The organism is Pseudomonas lundensis (assembly GCF_002269125.1).
Taxonomy (GTDB): Bacteria; Pseudomonadota; Gammaproteobacteria; order Pseudomonadales; family Pseudomonadaceae; genus Aquipseudomonas; species Aquipseudomonas lundensis_A.
Window position 1 is genome coordinate 39045 of the sequence record NZ_NQKI01000001.1, and the last position, 16930, is coordinate 55974.

Sequence of the window (16930 nt, forward strand, 5' to 3'; positions counted from 1 at the left end):
AATTCTCCCGCGCTGCACGGCAACCAGCCTGCACTAGCCTTAAGCATTCTTCCCGGGCAAGGACGCTCATGATGCTGGCCACACTTCGTCTTTTTAGCGGGCTTGCACTCGCCTGCTTCACCTTCAACACCTACGCGCAGACCTGTCCCTCGTGGCCGCAGCCCCGTGCCCAACAGGCATTCGACAGCCTCGAACAGCAACTGCGTATCTGGGACGACAGCTACCACCGCCAAGGGATTTCTCTGGTTACGGACGCTGTTTACGACCAGTCCCGCGCACGACTGGAACACTGGCGGCGCTGCCTGAACGCGCCCCCTTCCCGTCACCCCCTGCACACAGCCCGCGGAAAAATCCAGCACCCGGTAGCCCACACCGGACTGGCCAAACTGCGCAGTGAACAAGCCGTCAAAGGCTGGATAAACAGCCGCCAGGGTGTGTGGGTACAGCCCAAGGTAGACGGCGTGGCCGTGACGCTGACCTATCGACAGGGACAACTGGAGCAAGTGATCAGCCGGGGGGACGGGGAGAAAGGTCAGGACTGGACTGCATCGGCCCTTACCCTTGACGCAATTCCTCGTACCTTGCCGCAACCGGTGGACCGGGTGCTGCAAGGCGAGCTTTATTGGCGCCTGCCTGATCATGTGCAAGCGACCTCTGGCAGCCTCAATGCGCGCAGCCTGGTTGCAGGGTTGATGGCGCGCCATGCGCTCACGCCTGAACACGCCGAGCGCATCGGTTTATTTGTCTGGGACTGGCCCGACGGCCCCGCCACGCTAACCGAGCGTTTACAGCACCTGAGCGATCTGGGGTTTGTCGACAGCCAAACCTACAGCCAGCCCGTGGAACGCTTCGAACAAGCACGGGATTGGCGCCAGCACTGGTACACCACAGCGTTGCCGTTTGCCACAGATGGTGTGGTGTTGCGCCAGAGCGAACGCCCGGACGCCAGGCGCTGGCAGGCAAAACCGCCGAACTGGGCCGTCGCCTGGAAATACCCTCACGCACAAGCCGTCAGTGAAGTACGCAGTGTCGCGTTCAACATCGGGCGCACCGGGCGCATTACGCCCATGCTTGAGCTAACCCCCGTGACGCTCGACGACCGGCGAATCAAACGCATCAGCGTCGGCTCCCTGAAACGTTGGCAACAGCTTGATATTCGTCCCGGCGACCATGTGGCGATCAGTCTCGCAGGCATGACCATCCCACGCCTGGACAGTGTCGCGTTGCGCGCGCCGGAGCGCCTTGAAGTGAACGCCCCCAACCCCCACAACTTCCACACCCTGAGCTGCTGGCAACCCACGCCGGGCTGCGAAAGCCAATTTTTGGCGCGCCTGAACGGGTTAAGCCGAAAGAATGGGTTGGCCCTGCCGTCTGTCGGCCCCGGAACCTGGAAAACGTTGATCCAGAGCGGACAAATCAACAGCCTGACGGATTGGTTGACCCTGGATGCTTCCCGGCTTGTTAACATTGCGGGCTTCGGCGAGCGCAGCAGCGTACGTTTATTGACCAGTTTGCAGGCCGCCCGGCAACAATCGTTCGAACGCTGGGTCAAAGCAATCGGTCTACCGCCCACGGGTGACGCACCTTTGGGTCAGTCATGGCAGGCGCTGGTGGCACGTGACACTGAAGCGTGGTTAGCAGAACCGGGCATCGGTCCGCGTCGTGCCGAACAATTGAGTGCGTTCCTGCAAGACCCGAATGTACGGGCGATAGGGGATGCATTACGGGCTGCTGAAGTGGCGGGGTTCGACTAGCCTGCTTCAGTCCGTTGCCGGACCCATGCTGCGTTTCGCATCTTTGAACTGTGTGTATTGTTACTTTTTGTTATGGAGCTATTTATGAAATTTCTTTCACCGCTCGCCCTGTTCACAGTTTGCGGCCTGATGGCTGCCCCGCTCATGGCCGCTGATCCCGCGCCTGAACTGACTGGTTGCGCTGCCAAGGTCAAAAACATCGAGACTCAGCTTGAGTACGCGCGGGCTCACAACAACAGCGGCCAGATCGCCGGTCTGGAAAAAGCCCTGAGTGAAGTCAAAGCCAATTGCACTGACGCTAGCCTTAAGAAAGAACGTGAGAACAAGGTTCTTGAGGCCAAGCACGAAGTCAGCCAGCGTCAGGCCGATCTGGACAAGGCCATGAAGAAAGGCGACCCGGAGAAGATCAACAAGCGCAAAGACAAGCTGGCTGAGTCGCGCAAAGAACTGCAGGAAGCACTGGACCAACTCGACAAGTAAGCCTTCGGCCCTGTCACGGCAACCCTCTCCCTCAGGGAGAGGGGCTGTTGATTGAAGGCATGGTCAGTGGTTACGGAATTCCTTGTGACACGCGCTGCACGTGTCTTCGACTTTCTGCACAGCTGGCGCAAGGCTGCTGGCCTTGTATGGCTGAACCTGACTGGCAATCACCAACTCACCCGTGGCGGCTTCCAATTGACGGGCCAAGTCCTGAAAACGGGCCTGTTTCTGCCACACATCATCGGTTGCGCTGGTTTGGTCAGACTCTTTGACCTTCGGGAAATGTTTCCACGGCTCATGGGCCAACGCATCGAGTTTGACCGCCCCCTCGGTAAAACGCGGGCCATCGAACGGAATTCGCCCACGCAACATGCCCCCCAGGTCTTCACTGGTCTTGAGCATTTGCTTGAAAATCGCTTTACGCTGGCCCAGCGGCGAATTGGGATCAACCCCGCCACACGCCGACAGCGTCAGACAGGCCAGCAGTACAACAGTCAATCGTTTCAGAGTCATGGTCGCTTCACATCACGAAATTCGGTCGCCAGTATCCTCGTGTCACCTGTAAAGACCAATACCCCTATTGAATATAAGGATTGCCTGGACGGTTCTTGAACCTCGGCAACCGTAAAGGAACATCGCAGATGAGTCGTCTTTTAAAGCCACTGGTGTGGGCGCTGCCCGTTGTTATGTTGCTGGCCGGCTGCAACGGCACCGATCAGGATGCCAAACAACCTGAAGCCCCGCACACCACGTACAGCAAAGCGGACTGGAGTGCGTTGCCAGAGGTGACCGGCGCCGATCTGCAGGGCGGCTTCGCCTCTTGGCGCAGTGCATGCACCCGGCTCAAGGCCGACGCCAACTGGGGGCGCATCTGCAGCGAGGCCGCCCAGTTACCGGCCAGCCCGAGCGTGGCCGAGATCAGCAATTTTCTGCAAACCCACCTCGATGTCTACAGCCTGCGTTCCGCGCAAGGCAGCAGCGATGGCCTGATTACCGGTTATTACGAACCCGTCTACCCCGGCAGCCTGACGGCCAACGAGGTGGCCAAGGTGCCGGTGTATGGCGTGCCGTCCGACCTGATCGTGGTCAACCTCGACAACCTCTACCCGGAACTCAAGGGCAAGCGTCTGCGCGGGCGCCTTGAAGGCCGTGTCATTAAACCCTACGACACGGCAGCCACGATCAATGCCCAAGGCCTGAACGCGCCTGTCATCGCGTGGTTGACCGACCCGATGGACCTGCAATTTTTGCAAATTCAGGGTTCTGGCCGCGTGCAACTGGATGACGGCCGTCAACTTCGCATCGGCTACGCCGACCAGAATGGTCATCCGTACAAGCCGATTGGCCGCTGGCTGGTGGAACAGGGCGAGTTGAAAAAAGAAGACGTAACCATGGGCACCATTCACGCCTGGGCGATGGCACACCCTGAGCGTGTCAGCGAACTGCTGGCGAGCAACCCCAGTTATGTGTTTTTCACCCAGAACCCCGACAGCAACGAAGGCCCACGCGGCTCGTTGAATGTGCCACTGACCGCAGGCTACAGCGTAGCCGTTGACCGCAAGGTGATTCCATTGGGCAGTCTGCTCTGGCTGTCGACGACTCAAGCCGACGGTCAACCGATCGTACGCCCGGTAGCGGCTCAGGACACGGGCGGAGCGATTGCGGGCGAAGTTCGCGCCGACTTCTTCGTCGGTACAGGCCCGGAAGCCGGCAAGTTGGCCGGTGACATGAAGCAAAAGGGCAATATCTGGCTGCTGTGGCCTAAAGGCGCGGCACTGCCTGAATAAAACAGGCCCCACGCCACCCTTTGTAGTCGCTGGCGAGCACTCACGGGCGCCACTCGACAGCGACGTAAAGGCCTTACTCCACCGGATCGCTCACCGGCTTGGCGATGATTTGCTTGAGTTCTGCCGTCATCGGGAACTCAAGGTTCAGGCCATTGGGCGGGATCGGTTGCTCAAACCAGCGCTGGTAAATCCCGGTGATTTCACCCGAGCTGTACAGGTCGGCCAGGGTCTGGTTCACCACAGCCAAAAACTGCGGGTCGTCCTTGCGCACCATGCAGCTGTAGATTTCACGCGATTGCTCGTCACCCACTACCACCCAGTTATGCGGGTCACGGGCCTTCGCGCGTTCGCCATAGAGCAGCGCGTCGTCCATGTAAAACGCCACGGCGCGCCCGGTTTCCAGCATTTTGAACGCTTCGCCATGGTCCTTGGCGCTGATGACGTTCATGCCCATTTTGTGATCGGCGCTGTAGCTTTTAATAAAACGCTCATTGGTGGTGCCCGCAGTGGTCACTACGTTTTTATCGCGCAGATCATCAAACCCCTTGATGCCACTGTCCTTGGCGGTCAACAACTGGCCTTTGACGTAGATAAACCCGTAGGAAAACGCCACCTGCTTCTGACGCTCGGCAGTCACGCCGGTTGAACCGCATTCCAGATCCACTGTGCCGTTTTGCACCAGCGGGATGCGGGTTTGCGACGTCACCAGGTTGTATTTGATGTTCAAGGGCTTGTCGCCCAGCTTCTTTTGCACGTTTTCGACGATTTTATTCGCCAGCTCCACGGAGTACCCCATGGGCTTACCCGAGTTGTCGCCAACATAAGAGAAGGGCACCGAAGCGTCCCGATAGCCGAGGGTGATGCGCCCCGAATCCGAAATCTTTTTCATAGTGCCCTGCAACGGCACGTCATTGGCGCAGACTGCCTGGCTGATCAACAGGCCCAGCGTGCAACTGATCAAGGTGAGTTTTTTCATCTTCTTATTTCCCCTTTAAAACAGATTAACGACGTACAGCAATCACGCTGATTTCCACCCGCACTTCGGGCCGCGCCAGCTCGGCTTGCAGCGTGGTACGGGTCGGCGCCTTGCCAGCCGACAGCCAGGCCGACCACACCGCATTCATGGCCGCAAAATCACGCTGGATGTTTTGCAAGTAGATCGTGGCGTTTAGGATGTGGTCTTTGTCACTGCCTGTTTCGGCTAGCAGAGCATCGATTTTGCTGAGTACTTCTTCGGTTTGCGCGGCAATGTCTTGAGTTTGCGTGGGAACTTGCCCGGACAAAAACACCAGCGCCTCAAACGTCGCGGCAGCGCTCAAACGGTCATTGCTGTTAATTCGGTGAATCGTCATCGGGTGGTTCCTTGTTGTAGGTACAGATTCAAGCGGCATGGGGCGCAAGGCCTTGCATGTCGATGGAAGGTTGGCGCTGTGCGATCAACTCGGTCAGCAACTGGCCACTGCCACAGGCCAGCGTGAAGCCCAGTGCGCCATGCCCCAGGTTGAGCCACAAGTTGCGATAACCGCTGGCCCCCAGAATCGGCACACCGGTCGGCGTTGCAGGGCGCATGCCAGCCCACTCGATGGCGTCGTCATAATTGCCTGCTTCGGGGAAGGTGCCGTGCGCCAACTGGCGCATTTGAGCCAGGCGCTTGGGGTCCAGCGCTGCGTCAAATCCGACAATGTCGACCATCGCCGCGATCCGCAACTGCTCGCCAATGCGGGCGTACACAATCTTGCGGTCGTAGTCGGTGATGCTCACCTGCGGGGCTTTTTTCACATCGGCCAGCGGCAGGGTCAGGCTGTAGCCCTTGAGCGGGTACAGCGGCAACTCCAGACCGGGCAGGCGCAAGGCGGGGCTGTTATGGCCCGCCGCCAGCACCAGTTGACTGACCGGCAGTACGTCATGGCCCATCTCGACCGCCGTCACGGCACTCTGATGGTGCACGAGACGCGTCACGGTTTTGCCCAGCATAAACGTGCAGCGGCCAGAGGCTTGCAAGCGCGCCACCAACTGCTGACAAAACAGATGGCAGTCGCCCACCTCTTCGTCCGGGGTGTAAATGCCGCCGACAAACGGAGCGCCTAGCAAACCCGGCTCCAGCGCTACGCACTCGCTGGCTGACAGCGCCTGTTGAAAGGAACTGTGGGTAACGTTTTGCCGGGCTTTGTGGAAGTGCGTGGGCTCCCGAAAGGCCACGAGCTTGCCATTGCGTCGCCATTCAAAGCCCTCAAGGTGATCGTCTTCGCGCCATTGCTGCAACGTGGCCTGACTGAGCAGCGCCAGACGCAACAGATGCGCACCGTTGCGCTGATTGACGGAGCCGCGGCAAGCACCGACGAACGAAGCCAGCCAACGCCATTGAGCCGGGTCTATGCGGGGGCGAAGTTTGAGAGGTGAATCGGCGCGCAGCATCCAGCCCATGGCTTGCCAGGGCACCCCGGCATCGGCCAGGGGCGCCACATAGCGATACGACAGCTGCCCGCCATTGGCGAAGCTGGTCTGACTACCGAGGCGGGTCTGGGCTTCGATCAGCGTGACGTCAAAACCTTCGCGCACCAGCGCATACGCTGTTGCCAGCCCGATGACGCCGCCACCGATGATGCAAACCTGCTGTGCCATGTCAGTCCTTAACCCAAAGTTATGCGGCCTTCAGATTAGGGGCAGATGACAGGGCATGAATAATGAATAAAGATGCTCATCCCATAAACAAAGGTTATGGACTACTGCCATGCGTTTGCGACATATCGAGGTCTTTCAGGCCATCCGCCAAACCGGCTCGGTCAGCGCCGCTGCCCAGTTGCTGCACGTCTCGCAACCGGCGGTGAGCAAAGTCTTACAGCATGCCGAATTGCAACTGGGATTTGCCCTGTTCCTGCGGGTACGCGGCAAACTCCAGCCCACGCCTGAGGCGCTACTGCTGGAGCGCGAGGTCGATAAAGTCACCGAAAGCCTGCAAGGCGTGCAGCGACTGGCCGAAAGCCTGCGCCGTGAGCCTGGTCATCGCTTGCGTATTGGCAGTACCCCGGCACTGGCGCTGTCGCTGATGCCGCCCGTGATCCGCGAATGGACGCAACGCTATCCCGATATCCACTGCGAGCTGGCCAGCGCTCATACCCGAGAACTGGTGCAAAACCTGCTGATGCGCGAGCTCGACGTTGCCCTGACCTTCAAGCAACCCGAGCATCCTGGCCTCAAGGCGCAAGCGCTGGCCCACGGTGTGCTGGTGGCACTGGCCCCACGGGGCTACTGGCCCGAAACAGACCTCGGCTTGCCGCTGAAACTGGATGAATTGGCGAATGCGCCGTTGATTGGCTTGAGCAGCGCCGACCCGTTGTTTGCGCGGTTTGAACGTTACCTGCAAGCCGTCGAACCGCCGCCACGTATCAGGCTCGCGGTGCAGACCTATTCATTGGCCAGCGCAATGGTGGAATCAGGGGCGGGATTGGCTGTGATTGACCCGTTCACCGCACTGGGGGCTTCAAGCGACAGCACACGAATACGGCCGCTGACGCCTGCGTTGCCCATTACGCTGTACGCACTGACCCGTGCCGACGAACCGGGTCCGCATACGCTGGAGGGGTTGCTGCAATTGTTCGCGCAACACGCCAACGAACAGTTGCAGCGTTTGTCGCTGTAACCGCAGTCCCTGCCGCAAGCTGCGAGCGTTTAAACCTCAACCCTCTCACAGCTTGACGGCAGCTACCGCGTACGCAGCATTACTTCGGCAAGGCGTACACCACCACCTGATCGCCCACTTGATCCTTGAGGATCGAGTTGCCACCGGCCACAAAGGCAACGTACTGACGGCCTTTGTATTCGTAGACCGCCGGGTTGGCCACCGCAGGTGCCATGACAATGTCGGACCACAACTCCTTGCCGTCATCCAGCGCGTAGGCACGGACTTTGGCGTCCATCGAAGCACCGATGAAAATCACCCCGCCCGCCGTCACTGCCGGGCCACCAATGGTGGGTGAACCCATGTCTTCAGGCATGTACCAGCCCCACTGCTGAACCGCGCCCATCGGGCGACGCCATTTCACGTCACCGGTGCGCATGTCCAGGGCCACGATTTCACCGAACGGCGGCGCCCAGCACGGCATGCCTGCCCAGTTCTGCGCGTTCAGCAGCGACATGCCATACGGCGCGCCGATTTGCGGGTAGAAACCGTTTTCGTTGCCGGCTTCCTTGGGCTGTTTGTCGTACGCCGCACGGTCCCACAGCTTGATCATCTGCACGATGTGCGAGGTGTTCACGATGGCCACTTGGTTAACCGGGTCAAACGCAACCCCGCCCCACTGCACCCCGCCCGCACTGTCCGGGTACGCGAGCACGCCATTGCCTTTGGTCGCGGGCGGCGAGTACATGCCGTTGTATTCCAGGCCGTCCCACATCTTCGAGCACTGGCCCAAGCCAACGATGTCCGCGACTTTCCAGATTGCCGGTTTCTTGGACTGGTCCATTAGCGGCGCAGGCTTGGTCGGGAATGGTTGGGTCGGTGAGTACACTTCGCCATCGGCATCGCCCTGTGGCACCGGACGTTCCTCGATCGGCCACACGTCTTCACCTGTGCGCCGGTCAACCGTGAACAGGAAGCCCATCTTGGTCGCCTGCACCAACGCGGCCACCGGTTTGCCATTGACTGTAATGTCCATCAACGTCGGTGCCGAGTTGATGTCGTAATCCCACAAGTCATGGTGAACCCACTGACGCGACCAGACGACTTTACCGGTGTTGATATCCAGCGCTGTGGTAGACGTACCCAGCGGAATCGGCTTGGTGCGGTTGCCACCCCAGTAGTTGGGCGACGGCGATGACACCGGGATGTACAGCAAGCCCAGTGCCGGGTCGTAAGACATGGCAGTCCAGATATTGGCAGTGCCGGTTTTGCCCGCTTCCTCCTCCGGGATCGGCTTGAACTCCCATTCCAGCTCACCGGTGCGGGCGTTCAGTGCAAACAACGAACCTGGCGACTCTACCTCGTATTCCCAGTCTTTCCCGGCCCAGCCCACGATCAGCTTGTCGCCAATCACAGTTGGCGGTTGCAGCACCGACAGCGGCCATTTGGCGTTAAGGGTGTTCCATTGGTTGATGTCCACCACGCCGTTTTTGCCGAAGCTTTCGCACGGCTTACCGGTGTCGGCATCCACCGCATACAGTTGTGCAGTCATGTTGCCCAGGTACACGACTTTCTGGCAGGCCACGCCCGCTTGCGGATTTTTCTCTTGCCAATAAGCCACGCCCCGGGACTTCAGCGCAGGCTGGGTCTCGGCCACCAGAGGCGACTTGGTATCAAATACCCACTTTTCTTTCCCGGTCTCGGGTTCAAGGGCAATGATTCGGTAAAACGGCGTGCCGATGTACAAGGTGTCATTGGCGAAGATCGGCGTGGCCGACCAGACGGACGGCGGGATTTTGCCCGTGCCGGTGGACATGTCCCCGGTGAAGTACTGCCAGACTTTGGTCAGGTTGCCGACGTTGTCTTTATTGATTTGCGTGAGGGGGGAGTACTTCTGTGCGCTGAGCTGGCCGTGAAAGCTGTCCCATTCCTTGCCGTTCGGGATCGGAATTTTCGCGCTTTCCGCCGACACGCTCGACGGCGCGAGCAGCGGCGCAGGTACGGTGTAGGTCTCAGCCTGGGCCGTTGAAAGTCCCGCCAGCATGCACAGGGCCGGGGCGCTCAAAAGGTGTTTTTTCATTGTATTCATGTCACGCGCTCCTGGTGGCCGGGGTGAAGGTTTCAATCACGACACCCACTGCGCCCACTGCCAGCACGGCGGCAGTCCACCACCCGTGCAAAAACAGTGCTGCAATGAAGGTCCCGACAATCCCCGCCCAACTCAAAAACAGGAGAAAGCCTCGCAGCCCGCCCGCATGGCTCTTGAGCAGTAACAGCCCCAATACAACCATCACCAGCTCAGCGAACATCGCCGTCATCGCGCCACCCGAGCCATCAATACCAGACAGCGGCGTGAAAAAACGCCACGCGGTGATGACCAGCGCAACCAGCGCGGCGACAATCAGAATATAAGCACCCACGTGACGCCTGGGCGTTGCCGAGGGTGACGCATAACCCGCAGATGTACTCATCCCTTTCCCCTTTCCGTTATATGCACATTGGGTGTGTAAGGAAAACCCGAACGAACAGGCGCACTCAAGCCATTGCCGAAAGCACCTTCAGCCAAACGAGTTTGAGTGTAGTCAACGTGTAGGGAAGCACCTACAAGGATGCAGGATTAGTCGCACATGATTGCTGTGGGTGGACGAGGCTGCGGGCGAGCGAGGCCGTCGAAGCGTATTCACCGCCGCGCATCAGGTACGCAGCGGTGACCGGCAGACAAGGTCACGCAGGCTTAATGCGCCCTGTCGGCCTCAGCCGGGGCAGGCGCATCTTGGGTCACGTGCCTCACCAGTTTGCCAATGGTCAGGCCCTGGAACAGGATCGACGACAGCACCACGATGTAAGTGATGCTCAGGATCAGGTCACGCTCCGGGCCGAGTGGCAACGCCAGTGCCAGGGCAACCGAAACCCCGCCACGCAGGCCGCCCCACGTCAGGATGCGGATGGTGCCACGGGGCACGACGCGCCAGCGGCGCAGTAACATAATGGCCGGGGCAACGGTCAGCAGGCGTGACAGCAGAATCGCCACGGCCAACGCACTGGCAGCCAGCAAATGCAGCCACGAGAACGGCAGCAGCAACAATTCCATGCCGATCAGCGCAAACAGCAACGCGTTGAGCATGTCATCCAGCAACTCCCAGAAACCGTCCATGTAACGGCGGGTCATCTCGTTCATCGCTTTGTTTCGACCCAGATTGCCGATGATCAGGCCGGCCACCACCATCGCAATCGGCGCCGACACATGCAGCTCACTGGCCATGGCCGAGCCGCCGATCACCAGCGCGAGGGTCAGCATGACTTCGATCTGGTACTGCTCGATGCTTTTGATCATCCGGTACACCAGATAACCGATCAGCCCGCCGAACACCACGCCGCCAATGGCTTCGTGGGCGAACATCATGGCCGTGGCGCTGACGCTCGGGGTTTCGCCCAGTTGGACAATGCCAAGCAACACGGTGAATACCACAACCGCGGTGCCATCATTGAAAAGACTCTCGCCCACGATGGTGGTTTTCAGGGGCTTTGATGCGTTGGCGGTCCGCAGCACGCCGAGCACCGCAATCGGGTCGGTGGGGGATATCAGCGCGCCGAACAGCAGGCAGTACAGGAAGCTGATGTGCCAGCCAAAGAGGCCAAAAATCCAGTACGCCAGGCTGCCGATCACCGTGGTGGCGATCAAAACCCCCACCGTGGCCAGCAAGCCAATGGGCCAGCGGTAGCTGCGCACGTCGTTGAAGTTAACGTGCAAAGCGCCTGCAAACAGCAGAAAGCCCAGCATCCAGTTCATGAGCAGATCGCCAAAATCAATCTGGCCGATCAACTGTTGCACGCGGTCTTCGAGCCCCGGGTAGCCGAGTACGCTCAAACCCTGCAACAGCAAAGAAAATAAAAGGGCGGTGACCATCACGCCAATCGTGGGCGGCAGGCCGATAAAACGGTAATTCACATACGTCAGCAACGACGTCAGACAGATAAACGCAGCAACAAGCTCAAGCATCCGAGTTCCTGTGGTGGCGGGAGTGAAGGGGTTTCCGGTCAGGCCGGGCGTTGGTTTGATGCAAAAGCTGGCGTGAGCGGCACATTGCCGAGCGTGACAAACCGACGCAACGCCTGGCCAGCATTGACCACGGCATGAGTCCTTTGTTGCAACACCTGCAGGGTTTAGGGTCCTTAATGATGCTCCGTCAGCTAGCGCCTGGGAGCCACCAAAGGGGCACCCGATTATTCGTTTGTTCACGCAAACGCTGCGCGCGCCGACGCACGTTTGACGTATAAACAGCCATCGTCCAACCACATAAGGAGCACGGGGTGCTGGCAACGTCGTTGGTGTTGATCGCAGCTGTGTTGCACGCGGTCTGGAATACCCTGATTAAGTTCAGCGGCGAGCGTCTGCTGGTCATCGCCTGCATGGACACGGTGGCACTGCTGGTGGTCGCCGCGCTGGTGGGCTTTGTGTCGTTCCCGCCGCTGGCTCTCTGGCCGTGGATTCTGGCGTCTGCCCTCTTCGAACTGCTGTACCGCGTGCTGCTGATCCGCGCCTACCGGGTCGGGGACCTTGGGCTGGTGTACCCGCTGATGCGCGGCCTTTCGCCCTTGGTGGTGCTGACACTGACCCTGATTTTTGCCGGTGAAGTGCTGACCGGCCAGCAAATTATCGGCATTCTCCTGATACCGTGCGGTATGGCCTGCCTGCTATGGCAAGGCGGCGGCGGTGATCGTCTGCCGTGGTCGATGCTGCCGGTGGTCGCGCTCATCGGCCTGTGCATTGGCTGCTATACCTTTCTTGATGGTCAGGCGTTACGCCGCTGGCCGCACCCGCTGGATTATCTGGTGTGGCTGACGCTCATCAGCGCGTGGCCGTTCCCACTGCTGGCCATCACCCGTAAACGTGCCGCGTTCACGCTGTTCTGGCGCACGCAATGGCGGTTGGGGTTGGCCGTCGGGGTTTGCGTGCTGACCAGTTATGCACTGGTGCTGTGGGCGATGCAGCTGGGCTCGATTGCCGAGGCGGCGGCCTTGCGTGAGGTCAGCGTGATGCTGGTGGTGCTGTTCGGCATGCGCTACCTCAAAGAACCTTTTGGCGGCCCCAGACTCTTAGCGTGTGGGCTGGTGCTGATCGGCATGCTCGTGATGAAACTCTAAAAAGGAAATACCAATGACGGTTGCCTTCTGGTGTGTACTGATTGCCTTGTGTCTGCCGTACGTGTGTACCGCAGTGGCCAAGTTCAGCGGCGGCAAATTCGGGCCCCGGCAAAACCATGACCCGCGCGCGTTTCTCGACACCCTCGACGGTTTCGCCAAACGTGCTCACAGCGCGCAACTCAACAGCTTCGAAGTCACCCCGGCGTTTGCCGCTGCCGTGATCATTGCTGACATCGTCGGTAACGCCCAACCCGTCACGATTGATGTACTGGCCGTGCTGTTTATCACCAGCCGCTTGCTGTACATCATTTGTTACCTGGCAGATTGGGCCATGTTGCGTTCACTGGTGTGGTTCATCGGCATGGGGCTGATCGTCAGCTTCTTCTTCGTGTCGATGTAACTGCTCAACGCGTCAGCGTCAGAAATCGCCCCACAACTGCTGAGCCACGGCCAGCGCCACCACCGGGGCGGTTTCGGTACGCAATACCCGAGGGCCAAGGCGCGCCGGTTGATAACCCGCCGCCTGGGCCTGATCGACTTCATTGTCGGTCAACCCGCCTTCCGGACCGATCAGAAACGCCAGGCGCGAAGGCTTGGCATGGCTGGCCAGCGGCTCGGACACCGGGTGCAACACCAGCTTGAGGTCGGCGTGCGTGTTGTTAATCCAGTCATTAAGCAGCACGGGCGGATGAATCACCGGCACCCGCGAACGCCCACATTGCTCGCACGCACTGATAGCCACCTGACGCCAGTGAGCCAGACGTTTGTCTGCACGTTCGTCCTTGAGCCGCACTTCGCAGCGTTCGCTCATGATCGGCGTGATCTCGTTGACCCCCAGTTCCGTGGCTTTCTGAATCGCCCAGTCCATGCGCTCACCACGGGACAACCCTTGGCCAAGGTGAATCGCCAGCGGCGACTCGACTTGCCCGGCGAAGGTCTCTTCCAGCACCACGCGCACGCGCTTTTTACCGACTTCCAGCAAACGCCCCAGGAACTCGTGACCCGAGCCGTCGAACACTTGCAGGGCATCGCCCTCGGCCATGCGCAGCACGCGGCCAATGTAATGCGCCTGGGCTTCAGGCAATTCATGCTCACCGAGGCTCAATGGGGCATCGATAAAGAAACGGGACAATCTCATGTGTTTTCTCTGAAAAGTGTGCGCTTCAGGCGCGAACGTGCGCGCCCGAAGAAAATAACCCTAGCCCGGGTCGCGGAAGTCCGGATGGAAATTCGCCGGCACAGCCACGCGGATATCACTGCGAGTCGCGATGTCGATGCCTTCGCTGGCTACGTCGGCCAGAAAGTCGATTTGCTCCGGGGTTATCACGTAAGGCGGCAAGAAATACACCACGCTGCCCAGCGGACGCAACAACGCGCCACGCTCCAACGCATGCTGGAACACTTTTAACCCACGACGCTCCTGCCACGGGTATGCCGTTTTACTGGCCTTGTCCTGGACCATTTCGATGGCCAGAACCATACCGGTCTGACGCACTTCCGAGACATGCGGATGGTCCGCCAGATGCGCCGTCGAACTGGCCATACGCTGTGCCAGGGCTTTGTTGTTCTCGATAACGTTGTCTTGTTCGAAGATATCCAACGTGGCCAATGCCGCCGCACACGCCAGCGGGTTGCCGGTGTAGCTGTGGGAATGAAGGAAAGCGCGCAGGGTCGGATAGTCGTCGTAGAAGGCGCTGTAGACCTCATCCGTGGTCACACAGGCAGCCAGTGGCAAGTAACCGCCCGTCAATGCCTTGGACAAGCACAGGAAGTCCGGGGTGATGCCTGCCTGCTCACACGCGAACATCGTGCCGGTGCGACCGAAGCCCACCGCGATTTCGTCGTGAATCAAGTGCACGCCATAACGGTCACACGCTTCACGCAATAACGTGAGGTACACCGGGTGGTACATGCGCATGCCGCCCGCCCCCTGAATCAGCGGTTCGACAATGACGGCTGCCACGGTGGCGTGGTGCTCGGCCAGTGTCTGTTCCATGGCCATGAACATCACGCGCGAGTGTTCTTCCCAGCTCATGCCGTCCGCACGCAAATAACAATCGGGGCTGGGCACCTTGATGGTGTCAAGCAACAGCTCCTTGTAGGTTTCAGTAAACAGCGGCACATCGCCCACCGACATCGCTGCCATGGTCTCGCCGTGATAACTGTTCGTCAGGGTCACGAAACGCTTTTTGTTTGGCTGGCCGCGGTTGAGCCAGTAGTGAAAGCTCATCTTCAGCGCAACTTCTATGCAGGACGAACCATTGTCGGCATAGAAACAGCGCGTCAGGCCTTCTGGCGTCATCTGCACCAGTCGCTCCGACAGCTCGATCACTGGCTGATGGCTGAACCCGGCCAGAATTACGTGTTCCAGCTGATCGACTTGATCCTTGATGCGTTGGTTGATGCGAGGGTTGGCGTGCCCGAACACATTGACCCACCAGGAACTCACAGCATCCAGATAACGCTTGCCTTCGAAGTCTTCGAGCCACACGCCTTCACCGCGCTTGATCGGGATCAACGGTAATTGCTCGTGATCTTTCATTTGGGTGCAGGGATGCCATAAAACGGCTAAATCGCGCTGCATCCACTGATTATTCAGGCCCATTTCCACTCTCCTGGCGCTGGCTCCCGGCGTGTGCGGGCAAACAATCGCGCAAGCCTATGCAATGCGCGAGTTCGTAACAAGTCATTGCGCTTGCAACAACACGTATCGCTTCTATGGTGTGCTGACGAACGCCGTCGCAGTGGAGTCATGAATCATCGTTAATGTTTTCTTAATGCCTTCCTCACAGGCTACAGATCGTATTTATCGATACCTTCCAGCGAAAAAATGCGCTTTCATTCGATAGGTAAACGATTAGTCTTAGGCCCAAGTTCCTACAGGATGTTGGCAATGCAGCTACGCAACTCTTCTTCTCGCTACGGTGCGGTCAGTGTTTTCTTGCATTGGTTTGTTGCCTTGGCCGTGTTCGGCTTATTTGCACTCGGCTTGTGGATGGTCGGGCTCGACTATTACAGCCCGTGGCGCAAGGAAGCCCCCGACCTGCACAAAAGCATCGGTTTGACGCTCCTGGCCTTGATGGTCATTCGCGTGGTGTGGCGCTGGATCAGCCCGGCACCACCAGCACTGACCACTTACAGCCGTGCCACACGCATTGGCGCCACGCTCGGCCATGGCTTTTTGTATCTAAGTTTGTTTGCCGTAATGATCGCCGGTTACCTGATTTCTACCGCCGAAGGCGTTGGCATCCCGGTATTCGGGCTGTTTGAAGTACCGGCACTGATTACAAATCTGCCTGATCAGGCGGATGTTGCCGGTGTCGTGCATTTGTACCTGGCGTGGACCGTGGTGATCTTTGCCGGATTACATGGTCTAGTCGCTCTCAAGCACCACTTTATCGATCGTGATGCGACCCTGACTCGTATGCTGGGACGCAAAGCCTGATGTTCAACCTCAACTCAAAAGGAATAGAACGCATGTTGAAAAAGACTCTCGCCGCTTTGGCACTGGGTACAGCGCTGTTGTCCGCTGGCCAGGCAATGGCTGCTGACTACACCATCGACAAAGAAGGTCAGCACGCCTTTATCGACTGGAAAATCAGCCACCTGGGCTACAGCTTCATTCACGGGACGTTCAAAGACTGGGAGGGCACATTCTCGTGGGATGCTGCCAAGCCTGCTGACAGCAAAATCAACGTGACCCTGAAAACAGCCAGCCTGTGGTCGAACCACGCTGAGCGTGACAAGCACATCGCCAGCAAAGATTTCCTGGACGTGAGCAAGTACCCGGATGCCAAGTTCGTTTCGACCAAAGTCGTTCCGACTGGCGAAAAAACAGCTGACGTCACCGGTGACCTGACCCTGCACGGCGTGACCAAGCCCGTAACGTTCAAGGCAACGTTCAACGGCGAGGGCAAGGATCCATGGGGCGGTGAACGTGCTGGCTTCAACGCCACCACGACCCTGAACCTGAACGATTTCGGCATCAAAGGCCCGGGCCCTACGTCTCAGACCCTGAACCTCGACATCTCGCTGGAAGGTACAAAGAACAAGTAATAGCCCGTTCACACGGCTGAGAAAAACGCCCCGACTTGCGAGAGTCGGGGCGTTTTTTTGTGCCAGGGATTTAAGGGTGTCTTCACCCT

The 16930-nt window shown here is 59.0% G+C and carries 17 protein-coding genes; 8 read left to right on the forward strand and 9 right to left on the reverse strand.

Annotated elements, in window-relative coordinates; all coding sequences use genetic code 11:
- Positions 1 to 71 precede the first annotated feature (71 nt).
- Both ligB and CJF39_RS00175 read left to right on the forward strand, forming a co-directional pair.
- Entirely contained in the window at positions 72 to 1754 is a 1683-nt protein-coding gene (ligB, locus tag CJF39_RS00170) for an NAD-dependent DNA ligase LigB (protein WP_094991603.1), read from the forward strand.
- A gap of 84 nt (positions 1755 to 1838) precedes the next feature.
- Positions 1839 to 2234, forward strand: a complete 396-nt coding sequence (locus CJF39_RS00175; RefSeq protein ID WP_094991604.1) for a DUF1090 domain-containing protein — start codon at positions 1839 to 1841, stop codon at positions 2232 to 2234.
- A gap of 63 nt (positions 2235 to 2297) precedes the next feature.
- Here CJF39_RS00175 and CJF39_RS00180 read toward each other — a convergent pair whose 3' ends face one another.
- Complete coding sequence (locus tag CJF39_RS00180; RefSeq protein WP_094991605.1) at positions 2298 to 2747, reverse strand: c-type cytochrome; 450 nt, start codon at positions 2745 to 2747, stop codon at positions 2298 to 2300.
- 128 nt (positions 2748 to 2875) lie between these two features.
- Here CJF39_RS00180 and mltA point away from each other — a divergent pair, with 128 nt between their 5' ends.
- Positions 2876 to 4021, forward strand: coding sequence for a murein transglycosylase A (mltA, locus tag CJF39_RS00185; protein WP_094991606.1), 1146 nt, complete (start codon positions 2876 to 2878; stop codon positions 4019 to 4021).
- A 73-nt stretch (positions 4022 to 4094) separates the two neighbouring features.
- On the opposite strand, the gene CJF39_RS00190 is transcribed toward mltA, so the two are convergent.
- From CJF39_RS00190 to CJF39_RS00200, 3 genes are read right to left on the reverse strand one after another with little or no spacing between them, the layout of a single operon-like run.
- Positions 4095 to 4997, reverse strand: a complete 903-nt coding sequence (locus CJF39_RS00190) for a transporter substrate-binding domain-containing protein (RefSeq protein WP_094991607.1) — start codon at positions 4995 to 4997, stop codon at positions 4095 to 4097.
- A gap of 25 nt (positions 4998 to 5022) precedes the next feature.
- Positions 5023 to 5373 carry a RidA family protein gene (locus CJF39_RS00195; RefSeq protein WP_094991608.1) on the reverse strand — a complete coding sequence of 117 codons (351 nt, stop codon included), beginning with the start codon at positions 5371 to 5373 and terminating at the stop codon, positions 5023 to 5025.
- Positions 5374 to 5401: 28 nt separating this feature from the next.
- A complete protein-coding gene (locus CJF39_RS00200; protein WP_094991609.1) occupies positions 5402 to 6643 on the reverse strand; it encodes a D-amino acid dehydrogenase in 1242 nt (413 codons plus the stop codon).
- A 109-nt stretch (positions 6644 to 6752) separates the two neighbouring features.
- On the opposite strand from CJF39_RS00200, the gene CJF39_RS00205 reads away from it, so the two are divergent.
- Positions 6753 to 7661: a LysR family transcriptional regulator gene (locus CJF39_RS00205; protein WP_094991610.1), complete on the forward strand. Its 909-nt coding sequence runs from the start codon at positions 6753 to 6755 to the stop codon at positions 7659 to 7661.
- A 79-nt stretch (positions 7662 to 7740) separates the two neighbouring features.
- Here the strand turns inward: CJF39_RS00205 and CJF39_RS00210 are convergent, their stop codons facing one another.
- From CJF39_RS00210 to CJF39_RS00220, 3 genes are all read right to left on the reverse strand, one after another.
- On the reverse strand, positions 7741 to 9729 hold the full coding sequence (locus CJF39_RS00210) for a pyrroloquinoline quinone-dependent dehydrogenase (protein ID WP_094991611.1): 1989 nt from the start codon (positions 9727 to 9729) through the stop codon (positions 7741 to 7743).
- A gap of 1 nt (position 9730) precedes the next feature.
- Positions 9731 to 10111, reverse strand: coding sequence for a hypothetical protein (locus CJF39_RS00215; RefSeq protein WP_094991612.1), 381 nt, complete (start codon positions 10109 to 10111; stop codon positions 9731 to 9733).
- Positions 10112 to 10374: 263 nt separating this feature from the next.
- Positions 10375 to 11640, reverse strand: coding sequence for a cation:proton antiporter (locus tag CJF39_RS00220; protein WP_094991613.1), 1266 nt, complete (start codon positions 11638 to 11640; stop codon positions 10375 to 10377).
- A 311-nt stretch (positions 11641 to 11951) separates the two neighbouring features.
- Here CJF39_RS00220 and CJF39_RS00225 point away from each other — a divergent pair, with 311 nt between their 5' ends.
- On the forward strand, positions 11952 to 12785 hold the full coding sequence (locus CJF39_RS00225; protein WP_094991614.1) for a DMT family transporter: 834 nt from the start codon (positions 11952 to 11954) through the stop codon (positions 12783 to 12785).
- Between the two features lie 13 nt (positions 12786 to 12798).
- Positions 12799 to 13185 (forward strand): MAPEG family protein, encoded by a 387-nt coding sequence (locus CJF39_RS00230; protein WP_094991615.1) that lies wholly within the window; start codon positions 12799 to 12801, stop codon positions 13183 to 13185.
- 18 nt (positions 13186 to 13203) lie between these two features.
- Here the strand turns inward: CJF39_RS00230 and CJF39_RS00235 are convergent, their stop codons facing one another.
- On the reverse strand, positions 13204 to 13923 hold the full coding sequence (locus CJF39_RS00235) for a 16S rRNA (uracil(1498)-N(3))-methyltransferase (RefSeq protein ID WP_094991616.1): 720 nt from the start codon (positions 13921 to 13923) through the stop codon (positions 13204 to 13206).
- Between the two features lie 60 nt (positions 13924 to 13983).
- Entirely contained in the window at positions 13984 to 15390 is a 1407-nt protein-coding gene (locus CJF39_RS00240) for an adenosylmethionine--8-amino-7-oxononanoate transaminase (protein ID WP_094991617.1), read from the reverse strand.
- 288 nt (positions 15391 to 15678) lie between these two features.
- Here CJF39_RS00240 and CJF39_RS00245 point away from each other — a divergent pair, with 288 nt between their 5' ends.
- Together CJF39_RS00245 and CJF39_RS00250 are read left to right on the forward strand one after the other, a co-directional pair.
- Positions 15679 to 16230, forward strand: coding sequence for a cytochrome b (locus CJF39_RS00245; RefSeq protein ID WP_094991618.1), 552 nt, complete (start codon positions 15679 to 15681; stop codon positions 16228 to 16230).
- Positions 16231 to 16262: 32 nt separating this feature from the next.
- Positions 16263 to 16841: a YceI family protein gene (locus tag CJF39_RS00250; protein WP_094991619.1), complete on the forward strand. Its 579-nt coding sequence runs from the start codon at positions 16263 to 16265 to the stop codon at positions 16839 to 16841.
- Positions 16842 to 16930: the final 89 nt, after the last annotated feature.